14 protein-coding genes are annotated in these 15032 nt (G+C 39.9%); 13 read left to right on the forward strand and 1 reads right to left on the reverse strand.

All coding sequences use genetic code 11. The annotated features are described in order from the left end of the window. The 3 genes from WD048_03490 to WD048_03500 all read left to right on the forward strand — a co-directional run. Positions 1–1031: AI-2E family transporter (locus WD048_03490; protein ID MEX0811254.1), on the forward strand; the 1031-nt coding region annotated here is incomplete at its 5' end. A gap of 173 nt (positions 1032–1204) precedes the next feature. Continuing rightward, positions 1205–2509: an alkaline phosphatase D family protein gene (locus tag WD048_03495; protein MEX0811255.1), complete on the forward strand. Its 1305-nt coding sequence runs from the start codon at positions 1205–1207 to the stop codon at positions 2507–2509. Between the two features lie 65 nt (positions 2510–2574). Further along, the gene (locus tag WD048_03500) at positions 2575–3813 is read left to right on the forward strand and encodes a serpin family protein (GenBank protein ID MEX0811256.1); all 1239 of its coding nucleotides are present in this window, start codon (positions 2575–2577) and stop codon (positions 3811–3813) included. A 110-nt stretch (positions 3814–3923) separates the two neighbouring features. On the opposite strand, the gene queA is transcribed toward WD048_03500, so the two are convergent. Next, complete coding sequence (gene queA / locus WD048_03505; protein MEX0811257.1) at positions 3924–4973, reverse strand: tRNA preQ1(34) S-adenosylmethionine ribosyltransferase-isomerase QueA; 1050 nt, start codon at positions 4971–4973, stop codon at positions 3924–3926. A gap of 82 nt (positions 4974–5055) precedes the next feature. Here queA and WD048_03510 point away from each other — a divergent pair, with 82 nt between their 5' ends. The 10 genes from WD048_03510 (at position 5056) to WD048_03555 (ending at position 14809) form a co-directional block, all read left to right on the forward strand. Continuing rightward, positions 5056–6327, forward strand: coding sequence for an ABC transporter permease (locus tag WD048_03510; protein MEX0811258.1), 1272 nt, complete (start codon positions 5056–5058; stop codon positions 6325–6327). A gap of 134 nt (positions 6328–6461) precedes the next feature. Next, positions 6462–7430, forward strand: coding sequence for a PHB depolymerase family esterase (locus WD048_03515; protein MEX0811259.1), 969 nt, complete (start codon positions 6462–6464; stop codon positions 7428–7430). 161 nt (positions 7431–7591) lie between these two features. Beyond that, on the forward strand, positions 7592–8845 hold the full coding sequence (locus WD048_03520) for a T9SS type A sorting domain-containing protein (protein ID MEX0811260.1): 1254 nt from the start codon (positions 7592–7594) through the stop codon (positions 8843–8845). 363 nt (positions 8846–9208) lie between these two features. After that, a complete protein-coding gene (gene hemA, locus WD048_03525; GenBank protein ID MEX0811261.1) occupies positions 9209–10471 on the forward strand; it encodes a glutamyl-tRNA reductase in 1263 nt (420 codons plus the stop codon). Beyond that, complete coding sequence (gene hemC / locus WD048_03530; protein MEX0811262.1) at positions 10468–11379, forward strand: hydroxymethylbilane synthase; 912 nt, start codon at positions 10468–10470, stop codon at positions 11377–11379. Before hemA ends, hemC begins: the two co-directional genes overlap by 4 nt. A gap of 4 nt (positions 11380–11383) precedes the next feature. Continuing rightward, positions 11384–12085: a uroporphyrinogen-III synthase gene (locus tag WD048_03535; GenBank protein MEX0811263.1), complete on the forward strand. Its 702-nt coding sequence runs from the start codon at positions 11384–11386 to the stop codon at positions 12083–12085. A gap of 54 nt (positions 12086–12139) precedes the next feature. Further along, positions 12140–13162: a uroporphyrinogen decarboxylase gene (gene hemE / locus WD048_03540; protein ID MEX0811264.1), complete on the forward strand. Its 1023-nt coding sequence runs from the start codon at positions 12140–12142 to the stop codon at positions 13160–13162. Then, complete coding sequence (hemF, locus tag WD048_03545; protein MEX0811265.1) at positions 13162–14073, forward strand: oxygen-dependent coproporphyrinogen oxidase; 912 nt, start codon at positions 13162–13164, stop codon at positions 14071–14073. Before hemE ends, hemF begins: the two co-directional genes overlap by 1 nt. Before the next feature lie 222 nt (positions 14074–14295). Further along, positions 14296–14496 (forward strand): hypothetical protein, encoded by a 201-nt coding sequence (locus WD048_03550; GenBank protein ID MEX0811266.1) that lies wholly within the window; start codon positions 14296–14298, stop codon positions 14494–14496. Next, positions 14486–14809 carry a type II toxin-antitoxin system RelE/ParE family toxin gene (locus WD048_03555; protein MEX0811267.1) on the forward strand — a complete coding sequence of 108 codons (324 nt, stop codon included), beginning with the start codon at positions 14486–14488 and terminating at the stop codon, positions 14807–14809. The genes WD048_03550 and WD048_03555 overlap by 11 nt, the downstream gene beginning before the upstream one ends. Positions 14810–15032: the final 223 nt, after the last annotated feature.

Consider the following 15032-nt stretch of genomic DNA (forward strand, 5'->3'; position numbering starts at 1 on the left):
ATTTTCAAAGTATAGTTTTGTACATTTTGACAGCTGCTGTACTTTCTGTTTTAGGCCGTCCATTCGTGAATTTTTTCCTTAAGTTGAAGGTTAAAAACAGACAAATGCCCCGAAGTATTGCCGCTTTGTTAGCAATGCTGATTTTGGGAATAATTACTGCTGCAGCAGTAAGTATTTTTATACCAATTGTAAATTCAGAGGTAGAAGCCATTTCCAAAATTGATGTTAAGGAAGTGGCAGAGAATTTCAAAGAACCAATTAATAAAATAGAAAATGTATTGAACAGTTATGGGTTTTTGGGAGATGAGAAAATATCCCTTTATAAGTATTTTCAGAACCGCCTTAATGAGTTGGTTAATTTCGGAAACATTACATCAATAGCTAATTCGTTTTTCTCTGTTTTAGGAAATTTATTCATCGCCTATTTTTCCATTTTATTTATACTCTTTTTCTTTTTGCGCGACCCTGAAATCCTATCAGGATCATTAAGGGTTTTGCTTTCTGATGAGCATGAGGAAAAAGTAAGAAAGGTATATTACAATGTGAAGGGCTTATTAAAGCGCTATTTGCTTGGGATTTTATTGCAGCTTAGTATTATTGCTGTTTACCTGAGTGTTATGCTGCATTTTGTTGGTTTAAAAAATGCCATTCTAATTGGTGTATTTGCAGCACTTTTTAATATAATTCCATATATTGGTCCTTTTATAGGCGCTACTGTAGGTCTCTTACTTGGGCTTGTAACAAGTCTCCACCTCGATATTGTAGTGGAATTGCTCCCGCTTGGTCTTAAAATTATGGCTGTTTTCGCCTCGGCTCAATTGATCGATAATTTTATTTTACAGCCCTTTATATTTTCTACCAGTGTTAAGGCGCATCCTCTGGAAGTGTTTCTTGTAGTGCTTTGTGCTGCGAGCGTTGGGGGGATATTGGCAATGATTGTCGCAATTCCGGTTTATACGGTAGTTAGAGTTGGAGCGAAAGAGTTTTTGAGTGAGTTTGAATTTGTTAAAAGCCTCACCCGGGATATTTAGATTTGATTTGAAAAATTTCCTTTAAATAGGAAACAACCTCGGGGCAAGCCCACGAGGCATTTATTTGAAAAAAAATACTTTTGATTACGAGGCAAGCCTCGGAGCACCCGCCTGCTTAGTCGGGCAGGTTTAAATCTCGATTATCGAGTAAAGTATAGAATACTTAAAAGTTAATGAAAACATTTTATCTACTGTGCTTTTGCCTGCTTGCCAATATATCCTTGCTTCATTCAGCCAGGATAGTTTCAGGACCAATACCTTATCATTTTACCCACCAGATGCTCAGTTTTGGTTTTCTGCTTGAGCATACAGATTCACTAAGGGTAGATTTAATTGATCCTCTGGAAAATACAAGACAATCAAAAATCATTAAAACAGCTGATTTTCCAACTTATAAAAATCACACGCCTGTTAAATTCATATTTGAAGGCTTAAAAGCAAATTATACTTATAAAATTGAAGTGCGGCTCAATGCAAAAAAGGTGCGTCAGCTTAAAAGCGAACTCAAAACCGCACCTCTGCCCGGAAACAAAGATTTCAGTTTTATGCTCGGATCTTGTGCTTATACGCCTCCAAAAACCTTAAAATGGATGCATCCCGGTATAGAAGAGCGCATTTACCCTAATATGATTGAAAAAGAGACAGATTTCATGCTTTGGATGGGAGATTACCTCTATTATTTCAAAAAGCATTTCAAATCATTTGATGGTATGATGCGCAGGCATGTTTTTAAAAGGAAAAATGAAAAGCTTAATAAATTCCTGATGTCGCGACCGCAATACGCTGCATGGGATGATCATGATTATGGCCCCAATAATTCAGACATGCATTTTCCTCAAAAAGACGCTGCACTTGAAATGTGGAAATTTTACTGGAACAATCCCGCATACGGACTGGATAGCGTGCCGGGTTGCTTTTTTGATTTCAGCTACCAGGATTGTGATTTCTTTATGTTGGACAATCGCTTTTACAGAACAGAAGAATCAGATACCGGAGCCATGCTTGGAGAAGGTCAAATGAACTGGTTGATGCAAAAGCTCAAAAATTCGCAGGCTACTTTCAAATTTATTATGGCCGGCAGCCAGGTTTTTAATGAAATCACGAAAGAGGAATGTTTTTGCAAATACACTCAGGAAAGGGAGCAACTCCTTGATTTTATCAATAAAGAGAAAATTAGCGGTATTATCTGGTTGAGTGGTGACCGACATCACAGCAGTTTGTTTAAAGTAGAGGATATTGCAGCCTATTCTTACTATGAATACACTTGTTCTGCTATTACTACATTTCGCAGTAAACTCAAGCGAAGCAATGAATACATTAATCCTGTGCGCGTGGAAGGCACTTTGGTTCAGCAACAAAATTTCGGAATCATCAATATCAGTGGCCCTGCTGATGATCGTAAATGTTTGATAGAAACTTTTGACAATCGTGGCAAACTGATTTGGGATTACAGTATTTCGGCAAATGAACTGAAATAAAATTATAATTTGGCCAATTTTATTTTGTAAATTCAGGTACTTGTAAACCTAAAAATGAGAGCTTTATGCGTGTTATAATATTTTTATTTTGCTTGTTTTTTGCTTTCCCCTCTTGCAAAAAGGAAAATCCGGAAGTGCAGCGTGACAATGAAAAAGAAATTGATCAAATAAAATACCCGCCTGCTGAAGCCATGAAAATGCTCTTGAATGGCAGCAATGAATTTGGTATGCGCTTGTTCAAGGAAATCCACAAGCAGGAAGACAAAGCTGAGAATGTATTCGTTTCACCAGTGAGCGTGAGTATGGCGCTGGGCATGACATTGAATGGAGCAAGCGGAGCTACCGCCAATGATATGCGGACTACTTTGGATTTTTCAAATATTTCACAACAGAATATCAATTTGACTTACCGTGCTTTGTTGAATGATTTGCCTGCAATTGACCCACAGGTGACCGTGCAAATAGCAAATTCCATTTGGTCAAATGAGCAGTTTGATATTCTGCAGACTTTTATTGATACCAATCGCTACTATTTTAATGCAGAAGTAGCTGCCCTGGATTTTTCCGACCCCGCAAGCAAAGATGAGATCAACCAGTGGGTAAGCGATGCCACCAATGGCAAGACCAAGGAATTATTGGATGAAGTGCGCAATGATCATCTGATGTTTCTGGTGAATGCCGTGTATTTTCTGGCCGACTGGAAATACAAATTCGACCCGAACAATACATCGCCCGGCAACTTTCAATTGCTCAATGGCAGCAATGTGCAGGTTGATATGATGAACAGCCCGGATATACCTTTTGAATATTATTCCAATGGCTCAATGGAGCTGATTAATTTGCCCTATGGCAATGGTCAGTACAATTTCACGGCAATACTGCCACCATCTACAGCCGATCTGGATAATTTCATTGCTTCGCTCAATTCTGGCGATATGTTGCAATGGATCAGTCAGGCAGATACCAATCACGGGATGCATTTGAAAATGCCAAAATTTGAACTTGAATATGAGATCAAGTTGAAAAATGTGCTTAGCGCCATGGGGATGGAAATTGCTTTTTCTGACAATGCTGATTTTTCGAAAATGGCTGAGAACCTGCGCCTGTCAATAGACCAGGTTGCGCACAAAACATATATCAAACTCGATGAAGAAGGTACTGAAGCTGCTGCAGCTACTTCGGTGGGTGTCGTTGTCACCTCACTGCCGCCTACTTTCAGCCTTGATCGGCCTTTTGTTTATCTCATCCATGAAAAGGAAACCAATGCTCTACTCTTTATCGGTAAAATGATGAATCCCGGATAGTATAAGTTCTTTGTAGTTTATGAGTCAGAAAGCTTGGATCACAACAACAATAAAAAACCGGTAAGCAGAATCTATCCACTTACCGGTTTTTTAACCACCACAGTTTTGTTTTAGATGATCAGCATGGCATCGCCATAGCTGTAAAATTTGTATTTCTCTTTAATTGCAATTTTGTACGCTTCCAAAATAAGATCATAACCACCAAAAGCAGCTACCATGATCATCAGGCTCGAGCGTGGAATATGAAAATTTGTGATCATTGAATTGGCTATATGGAAATCATAGGGCGGATGAATAAACAGGTTTGTCCAGCCTTCTGTGGTTTTTAACAGGTTTTCAGCTGAAACCGCAGATTCCATAGAGCGCATACTTGTAGTTCCTACGGCACAAACTCTTTTGTTTTTCAGCTTAGCTTTATTTACTGCATTTGCAGATTCTTCAGTAATTCTGAAAAACTCAGCATCCATTTTGTGCTTGGAAAGGTCTTCCACATCAATATTCCTGAAAGTGCCCAGGCCAATATGCAGTGTGAGTTCTGTTAAATCAATACCTTTGATTTCCATGCGCTTCATCAGTTCAGGACTGAAATGCAAGCCGGCAGTAGGGGCAGCCACAGCACCTTCTTCTTTGGCATAGATGGTTTGATAGCGCTCAATGTCCAGTTCTTCAGGCTCGCGCTTGATATATTTTGGCAAAGGCGTAGAACCCAGGCTGAATAAAATTCTTTTGAATTCACTCAATTCACCATCGTAAAGAAAACGAATGGTACGGCCTCTTGAAGTGGTATTGTCCACTACTTCAGCAACTAAAATATCGTTTTCACCGAAATACAATTTATTGCCCACACGGATTTTTCTGGCAGGATCTACCAGTACATCCCACAATTTCAATTCGGCATTCAGTTCGCGAAGCAGAAATACTTCGATTTTAGCTCCGGTTTTTTCTTTTCTTCCGTAAAGTCGGGCGGGAAATACTTTGGTATTGTTAAAAACAAGTACATCATCTTCATCAAAATAATTGATGACATCTTTAAATACTTTGTGCTCTATCGTCCCTTTGGCACGGTCTACAACCATTAAGCGGCTTTCGTCCCGGTTATCAGAGGGGTATTCTGCTAATAATTCTTTAGGTAATTCATAATCAAACTGTGACAGCTTCATAAATCTATTGGATTATTTGAGCCTGCAAAAATAAGAATAATTCGGGCATAAACCTCAAATTGAATTACCTTTGTTTAGATTCATGCGCATATTTTTAAAACTCACACGTGAAAGCATCCTGATCGCCTTTCAGGAGATCGCAAATAACAGGCTCAGAGCCTTTCTCTCTCTGTTGGGAATAAGTATTGGTATTTTTTGTATCATTTCAGTTTACACGTCAGTAGATTCTTTGGAGAAAAATGTAAGAAACAGTTTTCAAAAACTGGGCAACGATGTGGTGTATATCCAAAAATTTCCCTGGACAGACGATTCGCGGATGAGCTGGTGGAAATTTTACAGGCGGCCAAGTGCCACATACAATGAATTCCAATTTCTAAAGGAAAACATGCAAACAGCCGAAGGTGTATCTATAATGATGATGCTCGGCAGCAAAACCATAAAATACCGCAATGAAAGCACTGAAAATACGCCTGTTACAGGAGCTACATTCGATTATAAACTCATTCGCGATTTTGAGTTTGAGCAGGGACGGTATTTTTCCTATTCTGAAATGCAGCGCGGACAGGCCGTAGCTATTATTGGCCATCAATTGGCAGAATTACTTTTTCCAAATCCTGAATTTGTAATTGGCAAAAAGATTCGCCTTATGAACCGCGATATAGAAGTGATAGGTGTATTGAAAAAAGAAGGGGAGGATATTGTAGGTTTCAGCTCTGATGATCGCATTTTTGTGCCTTATAATTATTTAAAAACACTTGTGAATACCCGTTCTGGTTCTGTCGATCCATTTATAGCAATAAAATCCAAACCAGAACACAGCCTGATGATGATGCAGGATGAAGCGCGAGGATTATTGCGCAGCTACAGAAAACTCAAGCCCAAAGAAGAAGACAATTTTGCTATGAACAAGCTCAGTATTATTTCCGGTGCGTTGAATATGGTTTTTGGTGTGATCAATATTGCAGGAGCAGTTATTGGGCTGTTTGCCATCCTGGTGGGCGGATTTGGAGTGGCCAATATTATGTTTGTAAGTGTAAGGGAAAGAACAGGAATTATAGGCATCAAAAAAGCACTGGGGGCAAAGAAAATTTATATCCTTATTGAATTTTTGGTTGAGGCAATTGTGCTTTGCCTGCTTGGCGGGATGTTGGGTTTATTGCTGGTTTATATTGAGTCATTTCTGCTCGAATACCTTGTCTTGAAATACAAAGGCATGCAATTCGCTTTTGATCTTTCGATGAAAAATATTTTAAGGGGGATGTTGTTCTCTGTTGGAATAGGAGTGGTAGCAGGGTTTATACCAGCATTGAGTGCAGCGCGAATGAAACCGGTTGATGCCATTCGGTATAAGTGATTATAGTTGACTGGTTGATTAGTGAAAGAGTGGACTATCTACACTAGCGTGCATTTGCAGCTTAGCATTTGCTTAGTGAATGCGTGTTTACCCCATTGCCACACTTCTAACTTTATAAAATAAAATTTAAATGTATGTACCGCTATATTTTATTGGGAAGTCTATTCATTATAGCTTCCTTTTTTGCCTGTAAAAAGGAGAAATACGATAACATTGGCCTTCATAGCAAAAGCGATTTTGGTGACAATCCCGGTAATTTGGAAATGTACTACTACGAACCAGAAAACCATCTTACAGGAATGCCGCTATTGGTGGTTTTGCATGGTTGTTCACAGAATGCAGCGGATATTGCTGAACTAACAGAATGGAATAAACTGGCTGATAGTCATGGTTTTTATGTGCTTTATCCTGAGCAGAAAACCATCAATAATACGACCAGCTGTTTCAACTGGTTTTTGGAAAAAGATCAGGAAAGAGGTAAAGGTGAAGCCAAATCCATTCGCAATATGATTGTGCAATTGCAAAAGGATAAAAACCTGCATTCCAATCGAACCTTCGTAACGGGAGTTTCAGCAGGCGGAGCGATGAGCAGTGTAATGATAAGCTGTTATCCTGAAATGTTTGATGGAGGAGCTGTACTTTCTGGAGGGCCTTATAAAGCCGCGGAAAAAATTGCTGAATCAGCAGCTGCTTTGGCGGGCAATGTTAATAAAACAGCCCAGGAATGGGGAGATTTGGTGCGTAGTCAAAACATAGCCTATACGGGTACTTATCCTAAATTGCTCATTTTTCACGGACAGGATGATAATGTAGTGGACATTAAAAATGCAAGGGGATTAGTAGAGCAATGGACCAATGTCCTGGGAATCAGTGATCTTCCTGGTGAAGATGTTTACGTAAGGCCTGATGTACGTCAGTATATTTATGAAAATACGGAAGGCGATTCACTGCTGATATATTATGAAGTAGAAGACATGGGACATGCCATTGCAACCGACCCGGGCAGCGGAGCACAGCAGGGTGGGGGGACAGGAACTTTTAGCAATGACAAGGATTTTTATTCCTCTTATTGGATTGCCCATTTTTTTGGGTTGATAAATTAAACCCGAAGTATGCATTTTGACTACTCAATGCCGCAATTAAAAACCATCACTCTTCATTTGGTTTTCTATAAAATCAAGAAAAAACCAAACATTTTCCCCGCTCATTTGTCTATTCTTAGATTTCCAATTAATTTCCCACTTCACTGAAAGCCTGATTTTTTATGAAATCCCTATTCACCCTAAGCTCTTTTTTGATATTTGCAAACCTGATTTTTGCCCAAAACCAATGGGTTCAGAAAGACTCCCTCCAATGGGTTCAGAAAGACTCCCTTCCTGGAAATTTTGGAAGACACCACCCCGTAACCTGGGCTTTTGAAGATACGGCCTATGTATTGACAGGGGCTACAAATGCAAATCCAGGAGGAACCAAAGATTTTTTTATGTACACAGCATCTGATGATAGCTGGGAGGTTTTATCTGATTTCCCCGGTCCTGCAAGAAGTTATGCTTACGGACATGCACATCAGGGCAAAGGATATATTGGTTTTGGGTCAAATAATTTTAGCATTTTTAATGATCTGTGGGAATACGACCCTCAATCAGGCATCTGGACAGAATTGAGCTCTTGTCCCTGTGCCGCCCGAAATCATCCTGCATTTATTGCACATAAAGGAAAGATATATGTAGGGTTGGGTAACAATTCAGGAGGAAATCTTAAAGATTGGTGGGTATATGACATCACAACAGACAGCTGGGGGCAACTGCCATCTTTACCCGGTCCTGCAAGGCACCACCCTTATCACTTTGCGGTAGGAGACTCCGTTTATGCCGGATTTGGACATGGCAACGGCATATTTAAAGATTGGTACAGGTATTTCCCCGGAGACAGTTCCTGGAGAGAAACAACAGTTACAGATACTTTTCCAGGTCAAGGTCGTGTAGCTGGTACTGAGTTCGGGCATTTAGACAAGGGCTATGTTTTGAGTGGTGATGGCGACATGCACTCAAGAATGGACAAAGGTGAGTTTTGGGAATTTGATCCGGAAACTGACGAATGGACAGAACTTACACCACACCGGGGATCAGGGCGCTGGGCTCCGGGTTCTTTTGTGCTGGGCAATACGCTTTATTTCCTAGCCGGTCAAGACAAACAGGGAAATTTGAGAAAAGACATGTGGGCCTATGAATTGCCCGAGCCACCTGAAGATTCTATTCCAACTGGAATAAGTGAGCTTAATCATGTTGCTTTTAAGGTCTATCCAAACCCTGCACAAAACCGCATACGCTTATCCTCTGAACTTCCTGTAAATGAGAATTTTAATATTCATATTTACAATGCACAAGGGCAGATGTTGAGCAACTCTACTCCAAAAGACAATAGTGTAAACATTTCACAGCTTTCTTCCGGGGTTTATTTCATTATTGCAGAAAATGAAAGAGGAGAAAGAAGATTTTCCAGGTTTGTGAAGCAATAGCTTTTCAAAATACAACAAAGCATTACCCTCCCCTTTATTTTTCCAAAAATTCACTTTGTAATATTTCTGTCATAAAACAGAAACACGGACTTATTAGAGGCCCGCTCCTGTTTAAAAAGCAGATTATTTAAAGTCTGTCTATGAAAACGGTGATTGCTCCGAAATGCCTGATAAAAAAGCTTTTCGAAAAACAATAAGCAGAGGCAGAGTACTTGTATGTGCATTTTTCTAATTGAAATCTGTTCAACAAGATGGGGTTAAAATCACTAATTAGACAGATTCTAAATTGCTGCTTTTAAATGATAAGTAGCTGAAATAAATTTGTAGTGCAAAAGATAGAAGACAGGACTATTTGATATGAGGATGAAAGCTGAAAATACATATTCCATTAAAGATTTCAAAGTACTGGGCATCAGCCACTGGAATACGCCCGTTGCCGTGCGTGAAAAATACAGTCTGAACGAAAGCCTTATACACGAAATTAAAGCTTTTGCAAAGGAACAGGGCATTGACAACTTATTGCTGCTTTCTACCTGCAACCGTTCAGAGGTGTTTGCTTTTACTGATAGTTTTGAAAAATTAGCTGCTGTTTTTCTGCATTTTGGGAAAGGCGAACTTTCAGAACTGCAAGCAAACTCTTATCAAAAATCAGGCGAAGCAGCCATCAGACATCTTTTTGAAGTGGCCAATGGCCTGGATTCCCAAATCCTCGGTGATTTTCAGATCGTATCACAGCTTAAAAATGCTTATCAATCCGGAATGGAAAATGGGCTGATCAATACTGAATTGAGCCGCCTGGTAGAGCAGGTGATACAGTGCAGCAAAAAAGTGAAAAGAAAAACACAATTGTCCAGTGGTGCAGCCTCTACTGCTTATGCTGCTGTTCAACATATTAAGAAGCACAACAGCAAGCTCGACAACAATGAAGTACTGCTGATAGGTACCGGTAAAATCGGTAGAGTGACCTGCAAAAATCTGGTCAAACATTTAGACCACAACCATATACGAATTATTAACCGCACACAATCCACTGCTGAAGAACTGGCCGAGACTTATGGTCTGCAATGTGGCAATTTTGATGAAATTGAAAAGGAAATTGCCAAAGCAGGGATTATTGTTGTGGCAACCGGGGCGCCTGTTTCAGTGATATTGCCCGAACACCTTGACGGCATTACAGAGAAAAAAATCATTCTCGACCTTTCTGTTCCGCGCAATGTACATCCCGATATTGATCAGATCAATAATGTGGAAGTAATTGACATGGACCACCTGGAAGATACCAAAAGTGAATCGTTGGCAGAACGTGAGGCCAGTATTCCTAAGGCCAAAGCCATTATCGATACTTTTATTGAAACCTACAGCGAATGGTTGGATATGCGCAGCATTGCACCTACCATTCAGGCACTGAAACTCAAGTTGAAAAACATAAAGGAGCAGGAAATTCAAAAAGAGCTGGCCGGAAGTGGAGAGCTGGACAGTGTCCGCTTAGATGCAGTAAGCGACAGGATCATCAACAACATCACCAAACAGTGTGTGCTTCACCTGAAGAAGAATTACAAAAACGAAACACTCTCTGTTCAGGCCATACAGCAAATTTTTGACCTGGAGACAGAGTTGCAATCATGAAAAGCAAAAGCTTAAGGATTGGCACAAGAGACAGCTTGCTCGCCATTTGGCAGGCTGAAAAAGTACAGAATTTACTCAAAGCAAGTGGCATAAATTCCGAGCTTGTTTTTATCAAATCCTATGGTGACCAGGTACAGGATAAAGCCCTGCATCAACTGGGGGGCACAGGTGTTTTTACCAAAGCCCTGGACGATGCACTGCTCGACAATCAAATTGATATAGCAGTACATTCCTGTAAGGATGTTCCCACACTTCCCGCCCCTGGCATTCATATTGGTGCCTATTTAGAAAGGGAAGACCATCGCGATGTTTTGGTTTGTAAATCAGCTGCTGCACTTGACGAATCAAAAACACATCAAATTGCCACCGGAAGCTTGAGGCGCAAAGCCCAATGGCTGCAACACTTCCCAAAAGATCAGGTGCACAATCTGCGAGGAAATGTTCAAACCCGGCTCCAAAAATTAAAAGACAACAACTGGTTCGGGGCCGTATTTGCCTGGGCTGGTTTGAAGCGATTGAATATACGCCCGGATCATTATATTATGCTCGACTGGATGCTTTCAGCACCCGCACAGGGCATAGTAGTTGCTGCCTGTCGGGAAAAAGATACCGAAACAAAGGAAAAAATCAGTGCTATTGACAACAAAGAAAGTCGCATACAGGCTACTGCAGAGCGCAAATTCCTCAACCTGATGGAAGGTGGATGTACTGCACCTATTGGAGCTTATGCCGAAATTTCAGGTGATTTGATGAAGCTTAAGGTGCAAGTCAACTCTATTGACGGACAGGAATTTGTGAAACTTGATGTAGAAGGAAGCAAAAATGAGCCTGAGTTGCTGGCCGAAAAAGCTTATAAAGCGGCTAAAGCCGAAGGTGCTGTAGAAATCGTGAGGCACATAAAACTCTAATTTCATGGCTGCACAGAAACCCGTCATATTGTTTACCCGGGAAATTTCTAAAGCACAGGTCAGGCAACTCGAAAATGCAGTGTGGAAAGTGCTGATTGTACCTTTTATCAATTGTACATTTCTTTCTGACAAAACCGAATTGCAAAAATATTTTGAAGAAAATAAAAGTACTGAGGCTGTTATATTTACCAGTAAAAATGCTGTGAACGCCATTATTTCTGCTGGATTGATTAATTATTTGTCGCAGAAAAAAATATTTGCCGTAGGGGATAAAACAGCCGGATTATTAAAAGCAGAAGGGCTCAATGTACTTCAGCCCCCGGAGCAAAATTCAGTGAGTCTGGCACAGTTTATTATAAATGAATATGCTGAAATTCAACAACTTAGTTATTTTTGTGGAAATATCAGGAGAAAGGAATTGCCGGAAATATTAAAAAAGCATGGCAAATTGCTTGATGAGAAAGTTGTTTACAAGACAGAATTGCTGAAAAAGAAAATTGAGCAGCACTTTAATCATATTGTTTTCTATAGTCCAAGTGCAGTAAAAGCTTATTTTGCAAATAATAAAATTGAAAAGGATAAAAAAGCAATTTCTGTAGGCAATACGACTTCTTCAGAAATCAAGAAATATTATTCAGGAGAAATTATTCAGGCAGCACAACCCAATACCGAATCAATAATAGAAATGCTACTGAAAATTCAATAAGTTTGAGTATTAAATATAAATAGGCAACATTCAATAATTTAGAAAAACCAAAACATGTACACAAATGACTTAATGCTACGCGCTTTAAAAGGAGAAAAATTACAAAGGCCACCCGTCTGGATGATGCGCCAGGCAGGGCGCTACCTTCCTGATTACATGAAACTTAAAGAGAAACACTCTTTTTTTGAGCGAATTGAAAATCCGGAATTGGCTACTGAAATCACCGTAATGCCGGTTGATCAAATTGGAGTAGATGCTGCAATTTTGTTTTCTGATATTTTGGTAGTGCCACAAGCACTTGGAATGGAAGTTCAGATGATAAGTGGAAAAGGGCCTGTTCTGCCCAATCCTGTGAGCAGTATTTCACAGGCGCAGACCTTGCCAAAACCAGATGTGGAAGAGAAGCTACATTATGTGATGGACGCTATTAAACTCACTGTAAAAACACTGGATAAAAAAGTGCCGCTTATAGGCTTTGTTGGCTCGCCCTGGACTTTGTTTTGCTATATGGTAGAAGGGCACGGTTCAAAGGATTTCAGCAAGGCAAAAGCCTTTTGTTACCAGCACCCTTCAGCTGCTAAAAAACTATTGCAAAGCATTACAGGTGTGTGCATCGATTTTCTGAACGCCCAAATCAAAGCAGGAGTTGCTGTTGTGCAAATTTTTGATTCCTGGGGTGGTTTGCTCGGCCCTGAAGATTACAAAACTTATTCGCTGCCCTATATTGATCAAATAGTAAAAGGCGTAAAAGGTGCGCCAAGTATAGTTTTTGCCAAAGGCTGCTGGTTTGCACTAAAAGAACTGGCTGCTACAGGTACAGATGGCCTCGGCCTGGATTGGACAATCAACCCGAAATGGGCAAGAGCACAAGTGGGCGATAATATTACCTTGCAGGGCAATTTTGACCCGAGTAAATTGCTCGGACAAAGCAAAGACATACAAAAGGAATGTATGTTGATGATTGATAATTTCGGCACTCAAAATTATATTGCCAATCTCGGGCATGGCATATTGCCGGATGTTCCTGTTCACAATGCAAAGGCATTTGTCGATAGTGTAAAAAATTACCAGGTCTGATGAATGGTACCAGGGAAAAATTTACCAGGTTTATTCATGCTTTGCAGGACGAAATATGTGCCGGACTGGAAGCCGAAGACACCAAAGCCAAATTTATGGAAGACAGCTGGGAGCGACCTGGTGGTGGGGGCGGTAAAACCCGTGTGATCAGCGGGGGAGAGGTTTTTGAGAAAGGCGGTGTAAATACATCCATTGTGCATGGTGATTTGCCGGAGGCCATGCAAAAAGCATTTAAGGTAGAAGCAGGCAAATTTTTCGCCTGTGGTATTTCATTGGTCATTCACCCGGTAAATCCTTTTGTGCCTACAACACATGCCAATTACCGCTATTTTGAATTGTATGATGAAAAAGGGAATGAAATCGATTCCTGGTTTGGTGGTGGTGCGGATTTAACGCCTTATTATTTGGTCAATGAAGATGCCATACATTTTCACAAAACCCTGAAAAAGGCCTGTGATACAATAGACGATAATTATTACCCGCAGTTCAAAAAAGATTGCGATAAATATTTCTGGAATGCGCATAGAAATGAGGCCCGTGGCGTGGGCGGCATTTTTTACGATTACCTGAGAGCAGATGAAAAATTGGACAAGGCTCATTATTTTAATTTTTCAAAAGCGGCAGGAAATGCCTTTTTGCCCGCCTATTTGCCTTTGGTGCAAAAGCATAAGGATTTTGCTTATACCGATGCAAATAAGGAGTGGCAGGAAATCCGCAGGGGACGCTATGTAGAGTTTAATTTAATTCACGATCGCGGTACATTGTTTGGCCTGAAAACCAATGGGCGGATTGAGTCAATTTTGATGAGCCTGCCGCCCGTGGTGCGCTGGGAATACCAGCATAAGCCAGCCCAGGGCAGTCCCGAGTTTTTACTGGAAGAAAGATTGAAAAATCCCGTAGATTGGGTATAACTTAAATTCCTCAAGGAAAAAGTGAAACCGCAAAAAACACTAAGATATACGCAAAGTTCGCTGGTAAATGAATTAACCTATTTGGATGAAATTCTTTTTGTGGACTTTGCACTTAAAACATAAAATTCTGCGTTCAGGCGAGCTTTCGGACGGGAATGACTATAGTCGGGCAGACCCACCTGAAGGGGAAACTATTTTTAGAAAAAATCGTTTAAAAATCTTATGAAACAGCTAACTATACATATTGACGAAAAAAAATTTCCTGCCTTTTTAGAATTCATAAAAACATTGGATTTTGTGAAAATTGATAAGTCGAAAAATGAATTTTTAAACGACCTAAGCGAAGCTGTTGAGGAAGTTAAGCTCGAAAAAGAAGGGAAAATTCAATTGCAATCGGCTCAAGATTTTTTAGATGAATTATAGTGTATTAACCGCACATAAATTTAAAAAGCAATTCAAAAAACTGCTTAAGAAATTTCCATCCTTGAAGCATGAACTTCAAAACCTAATAAACCAATTGAAGTCAGATCCATTCACAGGTACAGAATTAGGAAATCATTGCTATAAAATAAGGCTTGGAATTTCTTCAAAAGGTGCTGGTAAATCAGGAGGAGCAAGAGTAATCACCTATGTGTATGTAGAAGAAACCAAAGTTTACTTGCTTTGTATTTATGATAAATCAGAAAGAGACTCTATCAGTATAAAGGAGATTAAAAAAATAATTAAGCAGCTTTAACCCAGTCCAATTTTCCCCCGTAGGTGCAATGAGCAGAGCCTTCTTGTACCAAGTCCAATCAAGCCCAAACAACAAACAGACATTTTTTCTTATTTTTATTTTCATAGGGAGGTGATTACAAGATACAATCTTCAAAGGGATATCCACAGTTGAAACTTGCGGGACATGGAGCAGCTTTTTTTAGCTTTAAAATAAGGAAATTCCAATATTGCATAAAGAAAAA

The organism is Chitinophagales bacterium (assembly GCA_040877935.1).
Lineage (GTDB): Bacteria > Bacteroidota > Bacteroidia > Chitinophagales > CAIOSU01 > JBBDNB01.

Bases quoted from the DNA above. Each gene is read 5' to 3' on its own strand.
- WD048_03520 (MEX0811260.1), top strand. From the start codon at position 7,592: ATGAAATCCCTATTCACCCTAAGCTCTTTTTTGATATTTGCAAACCTG.
- hemA (MEX0811261.1), top strand. From the start codon at position 9,209: ATGAAAGCTGAAAATACATATTCCATTAAAGATTTCAAAGTACTGGGC.
- queA (MEX0811257.1), bottom strand. From the start codon at position 4,973: ATGAAGCTGTCACAGTTTGATTATGAATTACCTAAAGAATTATTAGCA.
- hemE (MEX0811264.1), top strand. From the start codon at position 12,140: ATGTACACAAATGACTTAATGCTACGCGCTTTAAAAGGAGAAAAATTA.
- WD048_03555 (MEX0811267.1), top strand. From the start codon at position 14,486: ATGAATTATAGTGTATTAACCGCACATAAATTTAAAAAGCAATTCAAA.
- WD048_03510 (MEX0811258.1), top strand. From the start codon at position 5,056: ATGCGCATATTTTTAAAACTCACACGTGAAAGCATCCTGATCGCCTTT.
- WD048_03550 (MEX0811266.1), top strand. From the start codon at position 14,296: ATGAAACAGCTAACTATACATATTGACGAAAAAAAATTTCCTGCCTTT.
- hemC (MEX0811262.1), top strand. From the start codon at position 10,468: ATGAAAAGCAAAAGCTTAAGGATTGGCACAAGAGACAGCTTGCTCGCC.
- hemF (MEX0811265.1), top strand. From the start codon at position 13,162: ATGAATGGTACCAGGGAAAAATTTACCAGGTTTATTCATGCTTTGCAG.
- WD048_03535 (MEX0811263.1), top strand. From the start codon at position 11,384: ATGGCTGCACAGAAACCCGTCATATTGTTTACCCGGGAAATTTCTAAA.
- WD048_03495 (MEX0811255.1), top strand. From the start codon at position 1,205: ATGAAAACATTTTATCTACTGTGCTTTTGCCTGCTTGCCAATATATCC.
- WD048_03500 (MEX0811256.1), top strand. From the start codon at position 2,575: ATGCGTGTTATAATATTTTTATTTTGCTTGTTTTTTGCTTTCCCCTCT.
- WD048_03515 (MEX0811259.1), top strand. From the start codon at position 6,462: ATGTACCGCTATATTTTATTGGGAAGTCTATTCATTATAGCTTCCTTT.